14 protein-coding genes and 2 tRNA genes are annotated in these 14176 nt (G+C 63.0%); 9 read left to right on the forward strand and 7 right to left on the reverse strand.

Annotated features, from left to right (window positions below; all coding sequences use genetic code 11):
• Positions 1 to 25: 25 nt before the first annotated feature.
• The 5 genes from DESPIGER_RS02390 to DESPIGER_RS02405 all read left to right on the forward strand — a co-directional run bounded on the left by DESPIGER_RS02390 (position 26) and on the right by DESPIGER_RS02405 (position 3188).
• Positions 26 to 892, forward strand: coding sequence for a tyrosine-type recombinase/integrase (locus DESPIGER_RS02390; protein ID WP_231927614.1), 867 nt, complete (start codon positions 26 to 28; stop codon positions 890 to 892).
• Positions 893 to 1122: 230 nt separating this feature from the next.
• The gene (locus DESPIGER_RS13460; protein ID WP_072332587.1) at positions 1123 to 1338 is read left to right on the forward strand and encodes a Com family DNA-binding transcriptional regulator; all 216 of its coding nucleotides are present in this window, start codon (positions 1123 to 1125) and stop codon (positions 1336 to 1338) included.
• Positions 1292 to 1459: a hypothetical protein gene (locus DESPIGER_RS13110; protein WP_173783279.1), complete on the forward strand. Its 168-nt coding sequence runs from the start codon at positions 1292 to 1294 to the stop codon at positions 1457 to 1459. The genes DESPIGER_RS13460 and DESPIGER_RS13110 overlap by 47 nt, the downstream gene beginning before the upstream one ends.
• Positions 1456 to 2619: an ABC transporter ATP-binding protein gene (locus tag DESPIGER_RS02400; protein WP_072332590.1), complete on the forward strand. Its 1164-nt coding sequence runs from the start codon at positions 1456 to 1458 to the stop codon at positions 2617 to 2619. The genes DESPIGER_RS13110 and DESPIGER_RS02400 overlap by 4 nt, the downstream gene beginning before the upstream one ends.
• Positions 2607 to 3188, forward strand: coding sequence for a formyltransferase family protein (locus tag DESPIGER_RS02405; RefSeq protein ID WP_072332592.1), 582 nt, complete (start codon positions 2607 to 2609; stop codon positions 3186 to 3188). Before DESPIGER_RS02400 ends, DESPIGER_RS02405 begins: the two co-directional genes overlap by 13 nt.
• Positions 3189 to 3530: 342 nt before the next feature.
• Here the strand turns inward: DESPIGER_RS02405 and DESPIGER_RS02410 are convergent.
• Positions 3531 to 3607, reverse strand: a tRNA-Glu gene (locus DESPIGER_RS02410).
• 17 nt (positions 3608 to 3624) lie between these two features.
• Positions 3625 to 3699, reverse strand: a tRNA-Gln gene (locus DESPIGER_RS02415).
• A gap of 424 nt (positions 3700 to 4123) precedes the next feature.
• Between DESPIGER_RS02415 and DESPIGER_RS02420 the strand changes: the two genes are divergently transcribed.
• The 4 genes from DESPIGER_RS02420 (at position 4124) to DESPIGER_RS02435 (ending at position 8065) form a co-directional block, all read left to right on the forward strand.
• Complete coding sequence (locus DESPIGER_RS02420) at positions 4124 to 5848, forward strand: YeiH family protein (protein WP_072332595.1); 1725 nt, start codon at positions 4124 to 4126, stop codon at positions 5846 to 5848.
• 78 nt (positions 5849 to 5926) lie between these two features.
• Positions 5927 to 6205 (forward strand): hypothetical protein, encoded by a 279-nt coding sequence (locus DESPIGER_RS02425; RefSeq protein WP_231927615.1) that lies wholly within the window; start codon positions 5927 to 5929, stop codon positions 6203 to 6205.
• A complete protein-coding gene (locus DESPIGER_RS02430) occupies positions 6206 to 6649 on the forward strand; it encodes a DUF523 domain-containing protein (RefSeq protein WP_072332600.1) in 444 nt (147 codons plus the stop codon).
• Between the two features lie 150 nt (positions 6650 to 6799).
• Positions 6800 to 8065: an O-acetylhomoserine aminocarboxypropyltransferase/cysteine synthase family protein gene (locus DESPIGER_RS02435; RefSeq protein WP_072332603.1), complete on the forward strand. Its 1266-nt coding sequence runs from the start codon at positions 6800 to 6802 to the stop codon at positions 8063 to 8065.
• 144 nt (positions 8066 to 8209) lie between these two features.
• Here DESPIGER_RS02435 and ybaK read toward each other — a convergent pair whose 3' ends face one another.
• From ybaK to DESPIGER_RS02460, 5 genes are read right to left on the reverse strand one after another with little or no spacing between them, the layout of a single operon-like run.
• Complete coding sequence (gene ybaK / locus DESPIGER_RS02440; protein ID WP_072332606.1) at positions 8210 to 8704, reverse strand: Cys-tRNA(Pro) deacylase; 495 nt, start codon at positions 8702 to 8704, stop codon at positions 8210 to 8212.
• Positions 8705 to 8745: 41 nt separating this feature from the next.
• A complete protein-coding gene (gene coaE / locus DESPIGER_RS02445; RefSeq protein ID WP_072332609.1) occupies positions 8746 to 10344 on the reverse strand; it encodes a dephospho-CoA kinase in 1599 nt (532 codons plus the stop codon).
• Positions 10344 to 11705, reverse strand: coding sequence for an NlpC/P60 family N-terminal domain-containing protein (locus tag DESPIGER_RS02450; protein ID WP_072332612.1), 1362 nt, complete (start codon positions 11703 to 11705; stop codon positions 10344 to 10346). Before DESPIGER_RS02450 ends, coaE begins: the two co-directional genes overlap by 1 nt.
• A gap of 9 nt (positions 11706 to 11714) precedes the next feature.
• Positions 11715 to 12590, reverse strand: a complete 876-nt coding sequence (locus DESPIGER_RS02455; protein WP_072332615.1) for a DUF2156 domain-containing protein — start codon at positions 12588 to 12590, stop codon at positions 11715 to 11717.
• A 15-nt stretch (positions 12591 to 12605) separates the two neighbouring features.
• Positions 12606 to 13982 (reverse strand): MATE family efflux transporter, encoded by a 1377-nt coding sequence (locus DESPIGER_RS02460; protein WP_072337493.1) that lies wholly within the window; start codon positions 13980 to 13982, stop codon positions 12606 to 12608.
• Between the last annotated feature and the right edge of the window lie 194 nt (positions 13983 to 14176).

Here is a 14176-nt window from a genome sequence, read left to right on the forward strand (position 1 = left end):
GCGGACCATATAACAGGAGGTTCGCATGGCAAAAGGAATTACCGTCAGGGAGCTGGCGGATGTCTATTTTACGGTGCATTGCACCCACCCCGTGACACAAAAAAGCGGGCGCTACCACCTCCGGCCGGTGCTGCGTCTGGTTGGAGGCTGGCAGGCCCGGAGGCTCAAACCCCAGCACATCAGCGAGTTTCTAGAGGGGCAGCGTCAGTCGGGGGTATCCCTGGCAACGGCTGTCCTGCGGGCGAAGCTGTTGCTCACGATACTACGCTGGGGCGTCGGTACGGGCAGACTGGCCATCAATCCGCTGGAGGGGGTGCGCTTTCCCCGGCCCAGGGCACGGCGGGTCATGCCGCCCACACTGGCCGAAGCCAGGCGTATGCGCGACGTGGCCGCGTATCATGTGGCGCGCGTCATCACGCTGGGCATGATGGCCGGGCCGCGCATCGGCCCCTCGGAGCTGTTCAAATTGCGCTGGGAAGACGTCGATCTGGACGCGGGGATCATCCGCATGCCTAACGCCCGGAAAGGCGCACGCGCGGAATCCCGCCTGATTCCTGTACGGGATGACGTTTTACCGGAGCTGCGTAGGTGGTGGGAAGAGGACGCAAAAATAGACTGCCCGTGGGTCATCCATTGGCAGGGGAAAAAGGTCATGTGTATCGGCCATGCGTGGCACGCGGCACGGAAGGCAGCGGGAATTTCCCGTGTCATAACGCCCTACAGCTTGCGACACGCCTTCCCGACAAGCGCCCTGGAATATGACGCCGACATCAAAGCCGTTGCCGAGATAATGGGGCATTCCGATCCGTCTATGTTACTGAAAACATACCAACATATCAAGTGGAAACAGCTCAAGAAAGCCATTTCGGCGGGACCGGGGCTGGGAAAATAATGTGCATGGAACGCGCTGTTTCCGGGCAGGGAGCGGCGCGTTCCCGCATAGTAGAGCCTGACAGTGGCGGGGGCGACGCACGCCCCCACCGGCGCGACGGCCTAACGTCGCACCACGGCCCCACAAGCGGAAGGCAGCCGCTTGCAGAGTATCCGCCTGTCGTGTCGTCTCTGGACGAGACAAGAGGCACGATAGACAGATTTTCGTTGGGGTGCAACGATTTTAGCGCCATGAATCAGGAGAAACTTTCAGACGTCAGATGCCCGCGCTGCAACAAACTTTTGGGGCGGGGCAAGGTTGAGATCATGCAATTTAAGTGCCCCCGTTGCGGGACATACTATACCGTGAGGGCCGTGTGCCCCAACACAGAGCCACCAGAAGGCCGCAAGGAATCCTGTTATGGACCAGACAACGTCCAAGGAGCCCCGGCCCATGCTGGGGGTTAACGGCTTCAAGTACAAGGAAAAATTCGGCGTCATTGTTATGTGCAAGGACGAGGCCGACCACAAGGCCGTGTATGAACGCCTCAAGGCCGAAGGCTACAAGTGCCGGGTGGTGCGCGTATGAAAATTGCCATCCACTATCCCGCACCGACCTTCGATTCCTACCGCGCCGCCTTGGTCCGCTCACTGTTCAATGCCGACGGTATTGGTTTCGACCTCGACGCGGACCTGCCCATCGATGGCCCCGATGCGGAGCCGTGGCAGATCGGCCTGGTCGTTGGGCCTTCCGGTTCCGGCAAGTCCAGCATTGGTTCCCGTATCTGGGGGGAAAAAGCCCTGCGTGGGGCCGAAGGCTGGCCCAAGGACAGGCCCATCATCGACGCCATTTCCCCAGAGGATGGAGGCGGAAACTGGCAGGCCGTTACGGGTGCCCTGTCCGCTGTGGGGCTTGGAGATGTGCCCGCCTGGCTACGTCCTTACCATGTACTGAGTACGGGAGAGCGGTTTCGGGCCTCGCTGGCCCGTCTGATTTGTGAGGCCCCGGAACGCGCCGTTGTGGACGAGTTCACCAGCGTCGTGGACCGGCAGATTGCCAAGATCGGAGCGACTGCCTTTGCCAAGGCTTGGCGGCGTACCGGCGGGCAGGTTGTCCTGCTTTCGTGCCACTACGACATCATCGACTGGCTGGCCCCGGACTGGATTTTCGACACCGGCGGCGACGGCTTTCGGTGGACACGGGGGTGTCTTCAACGTCCCCGCTTCGAGCTGGAAATCCGGCAAACGGGCTGGGAATGGTGGCCGTATTTTGAGCCGCATCACTATCTAAAGCTGCCGCACATGATCGCGGCCACCAACTATGTAGGCTTTGTGGACGGCCAACCCGTGGCCCATGTGGCGGTTAGTACCCGACAGGGCTTTGTGGAGGCACGGGCCTGCCGCTTGGTAGTCATGCCTGAGTGGCAGGGAGCTGGCGTAGGTATGCGCTTTCTCAACACTATCTGCCAGATGTGGCGTGACGGCCAGAACCGCTATGGCAAGCCGATGCCAACACTGTTTCACACGTCGCATCCGGGCATGTGTGCGGCTCTGCGACGCTCCCCCTTATGGACGCAAGTAAGCGCTAGGCTCTACGGCGAGAACAAAGCCAGAAGTGCCCGGTCCATGACCAGGTCACGGGAGCGAGCCGGGACCTTACAAGGCCAGGGGCATTCCCCCGGTTATGGGGGGCATTTTCGGGCCGTACAGGGGTTCCGGTACATCGGAGGGGCCACATGCGCGTCGTGATTTTCGGGCAAAAGTGGCTGGCCGTTGAAGTGCTGCGACAGCTCTCGCTGCTGCCCCGCGTGACTGTGGCCGGTGTGTGTCCGGACACGAGCGGGGACAGGCTTGAGGAAGAAGCCTGGCTGTGCGGTATCCCGGTATTCTCGCTGGAGGGCGTGCCCCCATGCGATCTTGGCGTGGCCGCCTATTGCCAACGGTACCTGCCCGCTGTGGTGCGCGCCCGGTGCGGCTTGGGGATTCTGGCGTATCACCCGTCGCTTCTGCCCCGGCACCGGGGGCGCGACGCCATCCGCTGGACTCTGGCCATGCACGAACCTGTGGCCGGGGGGACGGCATACTGGATGGACGACGGGGCGGATACTGGCCCCATCGAAGCCCAGGACTGGTGTCATGTCCTGCCTGGAGAAACGGCCACAGAACTGTGGCGGCGGGAGCTTGCTCCTATGGGGGTGCGCCTACTGACAGCGTGTGTGGCCCGCCTGGCCAGGGGAGAACGCCCCCGCGCCCGTCCGCAGGACCAGCGCGTGGCCACGTTTGAACCCGCCGTGGGTAAAAACAAGCTGGGGCAGTAAGCAAAAAAAAGAAAAAAGGGCGTGGATGTGTCATTTTCGACACGGTATCCACGCCCCTTTTTGTTCCGGCAAATTTCTAAGCAATGACTGTGCCAACTGCGGAAAAGTGTCGAGCGCCGTTCTCAAGTTTCGTGACGGAAATTCTCAAGTTGCGTGACAGCTCACAGAGAGCGGAGCGTCATGATGGACGCTCTGGGCAAGAGCAGTATAGGGATCGCAGCCGAACAGCTGCTGGAAATGGAAATGCCCCGCAGGCCGGAACCCCGCGAGGCATTTTGTAAATATGGGTCTGTAAATAACAGACTCCAATAGGAAAACGCTTCTGTAACGCAGTGAAATCTTTGGCGTCCCCAAGGGGATTTGAACCCCTGTCGACGGCGTGAAAGGCCGTTGTCCTGGGCCGGCTAGACGATGGGGACGCGCTATGAAATTGTGATGGCTGGGCTGCAAGGACTCGAACCTTGATTAGCGGAGCCAGAATCCGCCGTCCTGCCAATTGAACGACAGCCCATCGCGAAAATGGAACCTACGTAATTTCTGAACTGGTGTCAACAAAAAAAATAAAAAATTTTGAAGAACAGCAGACGGAAGAAAAAAACGAGGGGGAGGCGGCAGGTGATCAGAGGGTTTTGGTGCCATGGTCGGGAGCACCATTACAAAATATTTCACATGCTGCCTAACATGTTGATTTTTCATTGCTAAGGCACAAGGAGAATGTTTCTATCCTGTTAAAATAGTTTACTTTACTTTGTTGTTTTGCACGGTATTATCCTTGCATGGCGGTCTGTGTTCGCCGCAAGGACAAGATGGTTTGTGAAAAAAGCCTCTGTCTTTTTTCGGGAGGGGAGGGATGCGCTTCCTGAGAGACCTTCTTGTTGCCATTTCCAACATGATGTGGCGGGGAGCAGCCCGGCCGCAAACGGAGGTTGTCTGTTATGGAACAAAACAACGAAGTCGTTGTCGACCGTGCCAAGTCACAGTGGTCCGACTTGTGGAAGAAGGAAGACTACTGGGCCATCTGGATCGGCTTTTTCTTCCTGATCGTGGCCGCGTGGCTGTGCTTTGGCCAGCGTCCGGCCCTGGAAGCCAGGTTCAACGAATATGGGACCATCATCACGGCCGAGGAAAGCAAGCCCTTCAAGACCATCGAATGGTACAAGGCCACGGCTGCCCAGAAAAACGTGCAGGCTCAGAAGCAGTCGCAGGTGGCTGAGGTCATCGCCTATCTGAAGACGCCCGCCCGCTGGACCGACAATCCTCTGGATGCCCTGATGATGGATCAGGCCCGCGCTGATGAGCGCAACGCCGCCCTCAAGCCCAAGGTCGAAGCCGCCAGGCAGGCCGCTGCCGAAGCCCTGGCCACGGCCAGGGCCGCCCAGGATGCCGCCGCGGCGGCCGGTTATCAGGATGCCGGTCTGAACGATGCCGCCACGGCCGCCATCGACTCCTGGCAGAACGCCGAGAAGAAGGCTTCCAAGGCTGCCTCCGGTCTGGCCAAGCCCTTCAACCGTATCCCCACCCTCATCGTGCTGGGCCTGGTGCTGGGCGCCCTGTGTACCGTGGGGGCCGTGTTCATGGGCATGAACCCCGGCAAGTTCTTTGTTTCCTTCCTCATCATCTATGCCCTCTGCGTGCTGGCCAACATCCTGGGCAACCAGAAGACCATGCGCCTTTACGGCATCAACGCCGAGATCTGGTCCATCGCCATCGGCATGATCATCGCCAATACCGTCGGCACGCCCAAGCTGGTCAAGGACGGCGCCCAGGTGGAATACTTCATCAAGACCGGTCTGGTGCTGCTGGGTGCCGAAGTGCTGTTCCACAAGATCCTGGCCATCGGCATCCCCGGCATTTTCGTGGCCTGGGTGGTGACCCCCATCGTGCTCATCAGCACCTTCATTTTCGGCCAGAAGGTGCTCAAGATGCCTTCCCGTACCCTGAACATGGTCATTTCCGCCGACATGTCCGTGTGCGGCACCTCGGCGGCCATCGCCACCGCCGCTGCCTGCCGTGCCAAGAAGGAAGAACTGACCCTGTCCATCGGCCTGTCCCTGACCTTCACTGCCATCATGATGGTGGCCATGCCCGCCTTCATCAACTGGGTGGGCATGCCTGAGATCTTGGGCGGCGCCTGGATCGGCGGCACTGTGGACGCCACCGGCGCCGTGGCCGCTGCCGGTGCCTTCATCGGTCCCAAGGCCCTGCAGGTGGCCGCTACGGTCAAGATGATCCAGAACGTGCTCATCGGTGTGACGGCCTTCTGCGTGGCCATGTACTGGTGCGCCAAGGTGGACGTGCAGGAAGGTCAGAAGGTCAGCGCCATGGAGATCTGGCACCGCTTCCCCAAGTTCGTGCTGGGCTTCCTGACGGCTTCCGTCGTCATGTCCGTGGTCAGCTCCTCTCTGGGGGCTGACGTGGGCAAGATGCTGGTGGACAACGGCATCAACAAGGTCTCCGTTCCCCTGCGCGGCTGGTTCTTCGCCCTGGCCTTCGTGTCCATCGGCCTGACCACGAACTTCCGCGAACTGGGCAAGTATTTCAAGGGCGGCAAGCCCATCCTGCTCTATGTCTGCGGCCAGTCCCTGAACCTGGTCCTGACCCTGCTCATGGCCTGGATCATGTTCTACAAGGTCTTCCCCGAAATCACGGCCAAGATCTAAGCTCCATCTAAAATCAGGGGGGTCGTTCCGGGAACGGCCCCCTTTTTTTCCCGGATGTTCCGGTGTAGGGTGATCCTCATGAATGACAGAATGTTCAAGATGGGCAAGCTTGTCCTCTGGGGCGTGGGCCTGTGGGTCTTTTTTGCGCTCGTCACCCCGCGTCTTGTGGCCCTGAGCCCGGCCTGGCAGCAGTATGACCGCGTTCAGGAAGAGCATGGTCTGGACAGTGGTGCCCTGTATTACACCAATGTCCCCGTGGTGCAGTCCGCCGAAGAGGCCATGAAGCGTGCCGTCAAAGCCGGGATGGCCGAGCGGCGTGAACTGGCCATTGCGGAACGCCGGGAGGTGGAACGGTAGATGGCCCCGTCCCGTTGCCGTTTCGTGGTCAGCGCCTGCCTGGCCGGGGAATACTGCCGTTATGATGGCGGGAGCAACGCCTGTGCTGCGGTCCGGGAACTGGTGCGCAGGGGGGCGGCCGTCACGGCCTGTCCTGAAGGGCTGGCCTGCCTGCCCGTGCCCCGTCCGCCGTGCGAGATCAGGGAAGGGCGCGTCCTGTCGCAGGATGGCAGGGATCTGACGGCGGATTTTTTCCGGGGGGCCCGGCTGGCCATGGAGATAGCCAGCAGACACGGCTGCACGGCGGCCATCCTCAAACGGCGTTCGCCGTCCTGCGGTGTGGGGCAGATCTATGACGGCACGTTCAGCCGTACTCTCTGTCCCGGTGACGGGCTGTGGGCACGGATGCTGCGCGAGGCCGGTTTCGCCCTGTACACCGAAGAGCATCTGCCCGAAGATATCTAGACCTGTGCAAGGTCGTTGCCGTCGTCGCCCGTCTTTCCTGAGGACGGGCTTTTGCTTTGGGGCGCTGCGGCTTGTGTTTCTCCTATCCATCAGATAAGAAAAAAGGCCGGCAGACGCTGCCGAATGGACTTTTTACGGAACGAGGAACCCATGAAAACCGAATCGCTTTGCCTGCATGCGGGCTATACTCCCAAGAATGGTGAGCCCCGGGTAGTGCCCATCGTGCAGAGCACGACCTTTACCTATGACTCCACGGCCGAAGTGGCCAAGCTTTTTGACCTGGAAACTTCCGGCTTTTTCTACACCCGTCTGGGCAACCCCACGGTGGACGCCGTGGAGCAGAAGATCACGGCTCTGGAAGGCGGCGTCGGTGCCCTGTGCACTTCGTCGGGGCAGGCGGCCAATCTCATCGCCATCCTCAACCTGGCCCGGAGTGGCGACCATGTGGTCAGCATGGCCAGCATCTACGGCGGTACCTTCAACCTGTTCGCCGTGACGCTGAAGAAAATGGGCATCGAAGTGACCTTCGTGGATCAGCGGGCCGATGACGCCGAGATCGAAAAGGCCATCCGCCCCAACACCAAGGCGGTGTTCGGCGAGACCCTGACCAATCCTTCCATGGACGTGCTGGACATCGAACGTATCGCGGCCCTGGCGCATCGTCACGGTCTGCCCCTGATCGTGGACAATACCTTTGCCACGCCGGTGCTCTGCCGCCCCTTCGATTTCGGTGCCGACATCGTCGTCCACTCCACCACCAAGTATATGGACGGCCATGCCCTGCAGATGGGCGGCGTCATCGTGGACAGCGGCAAGTTCGACTGGACTTCCGGGCGCTTCCCCGAATTCACCGAGCCCGATGCCTCCTATCATGGCCTGATCTATACCCAGGCTTTCGGCAAGGCGGCCTATATCGTCAAGGCCCGCGTGCAGCTCATGCGTGACCTGGGCTGCTGCCAGACGCCGCAGGGAGCCTTCTACATCAATCAGGGCCTGGAGACCCTGCCGCTGCGCATGGAACGCCACTGCCGCAATGCCGAAGCCGTGGCGACCTTCCTGGCCGGGCACGGCAAGGTGGAGAGCGTCTGCTATCCCTGGCTGCCGGACAGTCACGACAAGGCCCTGGCCGAGAAATACCTGCCCAGGGGATGCAGCGGCGTCATCTCCTTCTCGCTCAAGGGCGGCCGCGACGCCGGTGCCCGTTTCATCGACAGCCTGAAGATGGTGTCCCTGCAGGTGCATGTGGCCGATATCCGTACCTGCGTCCTGCATCCGGCCAGCTCCACGCATCGCCAGCTCACGGACGAACAGCTCACGGAAGCGGGCATCACGCCTGGTATGGTCCGCCTGTCCGTCGGTCTGGAAAATATCGACGACCTTCTGGAAGACCTGTCGCAGGCACTGGCACAGGCCTAGGCCCTGGCGATACGGCAAAAAACGGGAGAGCGGACCCCGCAAGGGGCCCGCTCTCTTTGCGTCATGCCGGGAAATCCGCCGTCGTTCCATCAGGAAAAGGGCAGGGGGACATGCGGCGTTCTTTACTGTCTTTTGCAAACTGTTTCAGTCTGCATTGCTGGCGATCTCGGCCATGGTGGCGCCGGTGGCCCGGCACAGATCGTCCGGCGAAAGGCAAAGCTGCACCCCGCGCTGTCCGGCGCTGATGTAGATCCGCTCCCAGAGGATGGCGTGCTCGTCCAGGAAGACGGGGTAATCCTTTTTGGCTGCCAGCGGCGAACAGCCGCCACGGATGTAGCCTGTCAGGGGCAGGACTTCCTTGAGATGGACCATCTCCACATGCTTGTTGCCGGATGCCGTGGCCAGTGCTTTCAGGTTCAGTTCCGCCGCGGCGGGGATGCAGGCCATGATGACGCCTGTCCTGTCGCCGCGGGCCACCAGGGTCTTGAAAACACAGCCGGGGTCCACGCCCAGCTTGCGGGCCATGGTCACGGCGGAAAGGTCGCTTTCGTCCACATCGGCCTGATGCAGGGTGAAGGGGATCTCCAGGCGCTCCAGCAGGCGCGCGGCATTGGTCTTGGCTATTTTTTTGCTGCTCATGGTATGTGCGGTATGCGTGTGCTCAAAACGAGGGATGGGCGTCACCTGGCCTGCCAGCAGGCCGTGACCTGCCGGAGGATGTCTTCCCGGGCCTTTTGCCGCAGTGCGGCCAGCTGTTCCAGCAGGGCAGGGACACGGGCGCGAAGGTCCGCCGGTGTCCCGGCGTTGTCCAGCACCAGGTCGCTGGCCGCTTCCTTGCGCTCGGCGGGCCACTGCCAGGCTTCCAGGGTCGCGGCTTTTTCTTCGCTCCAGCCGCGGGTGGCCATGATGCGCTGCAGGCGGATCTCGCGCGGGCAGCGGACCGTCAGGCTCAGGGCGCCGGGCAGGCCGCCGGCCTTGTGCCAGCCGCATTCGAAATACAGGGGGATCTCCGCCACGGCACAGGCCCGTCCCTGGGCTTCCGCCCTGTCCCAGAAGCTCAGGATGGCGTCCCGGACCAGGGTATGCACCATCTGTTCCACTTCCCTGCGCAGGCCGGGATCCTGCTGCATGGCATCCAGCAACGCGCTTTTGCATACGCTGCCGTCCTCTTCCAGCAGGCGGTCCCCGAAGCGGCGGCCCAGATAATCGGCCATCTCGCCGCCGGCGGCATAGAGCTGCGCCACCAGGGCGTCGGCACTGACAGCGGGCAGGCCCGCCTCTTCCAGCGCTCGGGTGAGGGTCGATTTGCCGCACCCGGGGTTGCCGGTGATGACCAGCCGCTGCATGCGGCTGCTGTTGTCCAGGATGGTCCGGACCATGTCGTCGGGCGGCGGGCAGAAGAATTCCAGCTCCTCCCCCGACAGGGGGTGGCAAAAACTGATGTGCCAGGCATGCAGCATCTGGCGCGGGGCGCGGGCCGCCACCGGGGCCGGGGCGTACAGGGCATCGCCCAGCAGGGGGTGCCCCACATGCGCCATGTGGACGCGGATCTGATGGGTGCGCCCGGTATGGATGCGTACGGCCACCAGCGAGAAATCCTTGCGCGGGCTGCTCCAGAGCACACGCCAGTCGCTGTGGGCCGCCTTGCCGCCCCGGTTCTCCGGGACCACGGCCATCTTGATCTTGGCAGTGGGATGGCGTCCCAGAGGTTCCCGGCAGGTCCCCGTCTGCGGAGGCACGCCCTGCACCAGGGCCAGATATTCCTTGCGGACTTCCCGCCGGGCAAAGGCCTCGCTCATGCGCAGGCGGGTGGGCTCGTCCAGGGCCACGAGCAGGAGGCCGCTGGTGTCCTTGTCCAGACGGTGGACCACACCGGGGCGCAGACCTTCCTGTTCCCGCAGACGCGGGAAGTGGTGCAGCAGACGCTGGACAAGCGTATTCTCGGGGCAGGAAGGGCAGGGATGGACCGTCAGGCCCGCGGGCTTGTTGCACAGCAGCAGGTGCTCGTCCTGCCAGAGTATGTCCACCGCTTCCTCTTCGGCGCGGAGCTCATTGGCCGTATCGGGCAGGGCGAGAACGACCTCCTGGCCTGCCCGGAGCTTGAGGGAGGCCGTGGAGACCGGCATCCCGTCGATGCGGCAGGCCCCGGCCGTAATGGCACGCTGCACGGCCGCCCGGGAAAGGCCGGGCAAGAGGCCGCACAGGGCCTTGTCCAGCCGCTGTCCCGCCAGGGCGCCCGCCACGCGGAAATCCAGCCGGCGAGGACTGTCCCCGCTCATCAGCGGCCTCCCAGGATGGTGATGCTGTTCACGCGGTCGCCGAAGGTGGTGGTGCGGTACAGGTTGCGCAGCTCGCTGCCGGGCGTGATGGAGCTGACCACGGCACGGCCTATGACGAAGCGTTCGTTGTCGCTGTCGCCTTCCACGGTGCGCACGCCCCAGACATTGTGGAAGATGGCGGGCCGTCCCTTGTAGGGGCCCACATAGAGCATGATGTGCCCGCGCAGCCAGACCAGGGTCAGGAAGGGGACGCCGTCGCGCAGGATGGTCTTTTCCTTTTCCTTGATGCTCATGCCGTCCAGCATGATGCGCCGCCCTCCGCGCGCCTGGGACAGGGAGTTGCGGGGCAGCCAGATGCCGAAGGGCGTCAGCAGTTCGCGGGTCAGGGCCGAACAGTCGCGGTCGCCGAACATGCCGCCCCAGCCGTAACGCTGGCCCATCATGACATTGCCGATGAGAGCCACCTGCGCCGGGGTCATGGGCAGGGGCTTGATGGCGGCGTCTTCGTGGGCCAGCGTCAGCGTGACCACGTCCGCCCGGCTGCCGTTCCTGACGGGGACCAGCACCGCCAGACGGGTGCTGTCGCTCTGGGACGGTGCCAGGGGCAGGACCGTGCCGATATTGACCTGTCCGGCAAGGCTGCCGGGCAGGGGGACGTTGTCGCGCAGCACGGCCACATAACTGCCTGTCTTGTAGCCGGCCTCGAAGGCATCGTCCACCAGGCCGACATCACTGGCGTCCACCCATCCCGCGGCCACGGGGGTCTCCACATAGTACCAGTTGCCGTCACGGCTGGTGTGGGCGATGAAGACCGGCGTACCCACAGGCAGCAGGGAATACTGGAAGTAGTCGAAGGGATTGGTGCGCGGATCGGGCGTGGGCTCGCTGAAACGCGGCGTGTGGCTGGGCATCTCGCGCAGGTCGGCATTGCGTACCGTGATGCCGTGCATGGCCGCATTGGGGAAGCCCTTCAGGCGGGCATTGGCGCGCATGGCGTCCCATTCGTCCTGGGTCCAGCGCACGTCGCCGTATTTGTAGCCCCTGGCCTTGCGGAAATAGATCTCTACCTCCCGCTTGCGGATGGAGGTCTTGTGCATGTCCCAGGGACCGAAGAAGATGCGGTTGAAGCGCGCATCCTGTTCCGCCTGGGCCTGGCTGTCCAGCAGGGGCGTGTCGGCGCCGGCCTGCCGGGCGAACACGGTCAGATCCTGGGGGAAGGTCCGCATGTCACGGATGGTACCCAGATGCGGGGAAGGGATGCCGTCACGCGGAGGGATCTGCTTGCCGCCGCAGGCGGCCAGCAACAGCAGCGCACACAGCGCCGCCAGCCGTATCCCTGTCCAGAGGAAAGACCGAGTCATGATGCCCCCTTATTTGAAGCTCACCTGATACTTGCGCAGAAAGTCCGTCGGCAGATAGGTCATCTTGGCCTGACGCAGGCCTTCTTCATCCAGATCCTGGGCCCGGTTCAGCAGCTCGAAGCCGTTGCCCGCCTCGCGGGCAAAACAGGCATTGATGGTCTGGTAAACGCCGCGAAAACCGTTGAGGCCCTTTTCATAATGGACCCCCAGCGTCTTTTCGTCCAGTGCTTCCCCCACGCTGAAGGCCACCATCTGGCCGTCCACATACAGGGAACCGCCGCACAGGCCGTCCAGGAGCTCCCAGTGGGAGAGCACGCGGTTGATGGCCTCGTTCTCGGCACGCAGGGAAGGGGAGTCCTCGCATTCGTGCCACTGGCACCAGTCGTCCTGCAGGCCCAGCACGTCTTCCACCATGGCGTCGTCCAGCGGCCGGTAGTCGATGCCGTAAGCCTTTTCGAAGCCGCGCAGGTGGTTGCGCTTCTTGTGATAGCGGTTGCCGGGCAGGGTGGCCAGGTCGCTCTGCAAATACAGGTATTCCCACTGGCCGCGCGAATCGTGCTCCTCGACTTTGTCCGGCAGGGCCGCACGCCAGCGTTCCAGCAGTTCTTCGGGCACGCGGATGAAGCTGTGGCAGGTTTCGATGCCGCTGGCTGCCCAGTCCACGGCATCCCAGTCGCCCACGGGGGCCCAGTAGGTGACGAAGGGCACGGTCTGGCGCAGCCAGCACAGATCGCCGTCAAAGGCCCATTGCAGGCCGAAATACTGCTGCCAGCCCCAGATATTGGGCAGGCTGTAGTCCAGGGAACGCCGCGGGGTCTTGTGCCACAGTTCATAGAATTCGGAACGGCCGTCCAGGGTGACGGGGGTGAAGGCAAGATTTTTCATCAGGCAAACCTGTCGTTATCTGTTGACATGATGGTGCCGGGCCCGCATGGCAAAGCGGGCCCAGTCGCGGTACAGCAAAACATAAAACATGATGGCTGTTTGTAAACACTGCGAGACCAGCATGGCCAGGAACACGCCGGAGGCCGTGCCCCACAGCCAGTGGCCCAGCAGCCAGCCCAGCGGCAGACGTACCAGCCAGAAGGTGCCGCCGTAGACCATCAGATTGTAACGCGTGGCGCCCGCGCCCACCATGACGCCGCCCATGACGGTGCTGGCGATGGAAAAGGGCGTGGAAAGCAGGTTGTAGGTCAGGTAGTTGATGATCTGGGCCTGTGTGCCCGCCTCATGGGAGAGCAGGGCCGCCAGGTCGGCCCGGAAGGGCCAGAGCAGGGCCGCCACGGCGCTCATGCCCAGCGAGGCGATGACGATCATCTGCAGGGCGACACGCTTGGCCTTGGCGGGTTCGCCCATGCCGAGACAGTTGCCCACCAGGACGGAAACGCTCATGTTGAAGGCCATGCCAGGCAGGAAGAGCAGGGCTTCGATGCGCAGTCCGGCGGTGAGGCCCGCCAGGGCATTGATGCTGTCGAAGGGCAGGGATGCCACCAGGACGAAGAGCATGAGGTAGCCGGATTGCCAGACGATCTGGGCCGCTCCCGCGGGCAGGGCCACCTTGAGCAGATAGGGCAGGCCGCCCCGCAGCCAGCGCATGGTGGGCAGGGCCCGGCGGCACAGGTATCCGGCCCGGCAGAGCAGCAGGCAGTTGGCCACGGCCCCCAGGCACTGGGCACCGGCATTGGCCCAGGCGATGCCCATATAGCCCATGCAGGGCAGGCCGAACCAGCCCAGACCCAGCCCCAGACAGCCCAGCAGGTCGAAAATGCAGACCGTGGCCGCCACCCAGAGCGGCGGCAGGACCTGCCGGGTGGCACGGAACATGACGCCGGTGGCGGCGTAGACATACTGGGCGGGCAGGGCCAGCATGGTGATGCCCCAGAAACCGGCGGTGACCGGCAGGATGCGTTCCGGGACCTGAAGGGTGCGCAGGATGGGACTGCCCAGCTGCCAGCCCAGCAGGGCCACCAGGATGCCGGCCAGCAGGCTGCCCAGGACGGTGGTGCCCACATAGCGCTGGGCACGGCGCAGGCGCTTGGCCCCCAGCGACTGGCTGACCGCTGCCGTGGCGCCGCTGGACATGGACATGGCCACGACCATGAGGAACAGGCCGCATTGGTTGACCATGCCGAGCGCGGCCTGCACGTCGGCGCTGATGCGTCCGGCCACCCAGATATTGATGAAGCCCATGAAGAAGACCAGATACATCATGAGCATCTGCGGCCAGGTGAGCTTCCATATGGCGCGGGGGGAAATGCTGAGATCCGGTTCCGGCATGGGGCGTTCCCAAAAGGTTTGCGTGCGGGTGGCACGGAAAAGGTTGCTGGACGGCAAATGTCCCCGGGCCGGACAGGCCGGGGAGACATCCCGCTCCGGCAATCCGGCGGCAGATCATACCCGTATGTCCCTGTTGTTTGAAGGGGCCGCACGCTCTTCCGGCAGGGCCGGAGACCCGGGGGGCAGGGCGGTCG

Origin of the sequence: Desulfovibrio piger, from assembly GCF_900116045.1 — a bacterium.
GTDB lineage: Bacteria > Desulfobacterota > Desulfovibrionia > Desulfovibrionales > Desulfovibrionaceae > Desulfovibrio > Desulfovibrio piger_A.

Coding starts and splice junctions, on each gene's coding strand:
- DESPIGER_RS02390 (WP_231927614.1), top strand. CDS start 26: ATGGCAAAAGGAATTACCGTCAGGGAGCTGGCGGATGTCTATTTTACG.
- DESPIGER_RS13460 (WP_072332587.1), top strand. CDS start 1,123: ATGAATCAGGAGAAACTTTCAGACGTCAGATGCCCGCGCTGCAACAAA.
- DESPIGER_RS13110 (WP_173783279.1), top strand. CDS start 1,292: ATGGACCAGACAACGTCCAAGGAGCCCCGGCCCATGCTGGGGGTTAAC.
- DESPIGER_RS02400 (WP_072332590.1), top strand. CDS start 1,456: ATGAAAATTGCCATCCACTATCCCGCACCGACCTTCGATTCCTACCGC.
- DESPIGER_RS02405 (WP_072332592.1), top strand. CDS start 2,607: ATGCGCGTCGTGATTTTCGGGCAAAAGTGGCTGGCCGTTGAAGTGCTG.
- DESPIGER_RS02420 (WP_072332595.1), top strand. CDS start 4,124: ATGGAACAAAACAACGAAGTCGTTGTCGACCGTGCCAAGTCACAGTGG.
- DESPIGER_RS02425 (WP_231927615.1), top strand. CDS start 5,927: ATGAATGACAGAATGTTCAAGATGGGCAAGCTTGTCCTCTGGGGCGTG.
- DESPIGER_RS02430 (WP_072332600.1), top strand. CDS start 6,206: ATGGCCCCGTCCCGTTGCCGTTTCGTGGTCAGCGCCTGCCTGGCCGGG.
- DESPIGER_RS02435 (WP_072332603.1), top strand. CDS start 6,800: ATGAAAACCGAATCGCTTTGCCTGCATGCGGGCTATACTCCCAAGAAT.
- ybaK (WP_072332606.1), bottom strand. CDS start 8,704: ATGAGCAGCAAAAAAATAGCCAAGACCAATGCCGCGCGCCTGCTGGAG.
- coaE (WP_072332609.1), bottom strand. CDS start 10,344: ATGAGCGGGGACAGTCCTCGCCGGCTGGATTTCCGCGTGGCGGGCGCC.
- DESPIGER_RS02450 (WP_072332612.1), bottom strand. CDS start 11,705: ATGACTCGGTCTTTCCTCTGGACAGGGATACGGCTGGCGGCGCTGTGT.
- DESPIGER_RS02455 (WP_072332615.1), bottom strand. CDS start 12,590: ATGAAAAATCTTGCCTTCACCCCCGTCACCCTGGACGGCCGTTCCGAA.
- DESPIGER_RS02460 (WP_072337493.1), bottom strand. CDS start 13,982: ATGCCGGAACCGGATCTCAGCATTTCCCCCCGCGCCATATGGAAGCTC.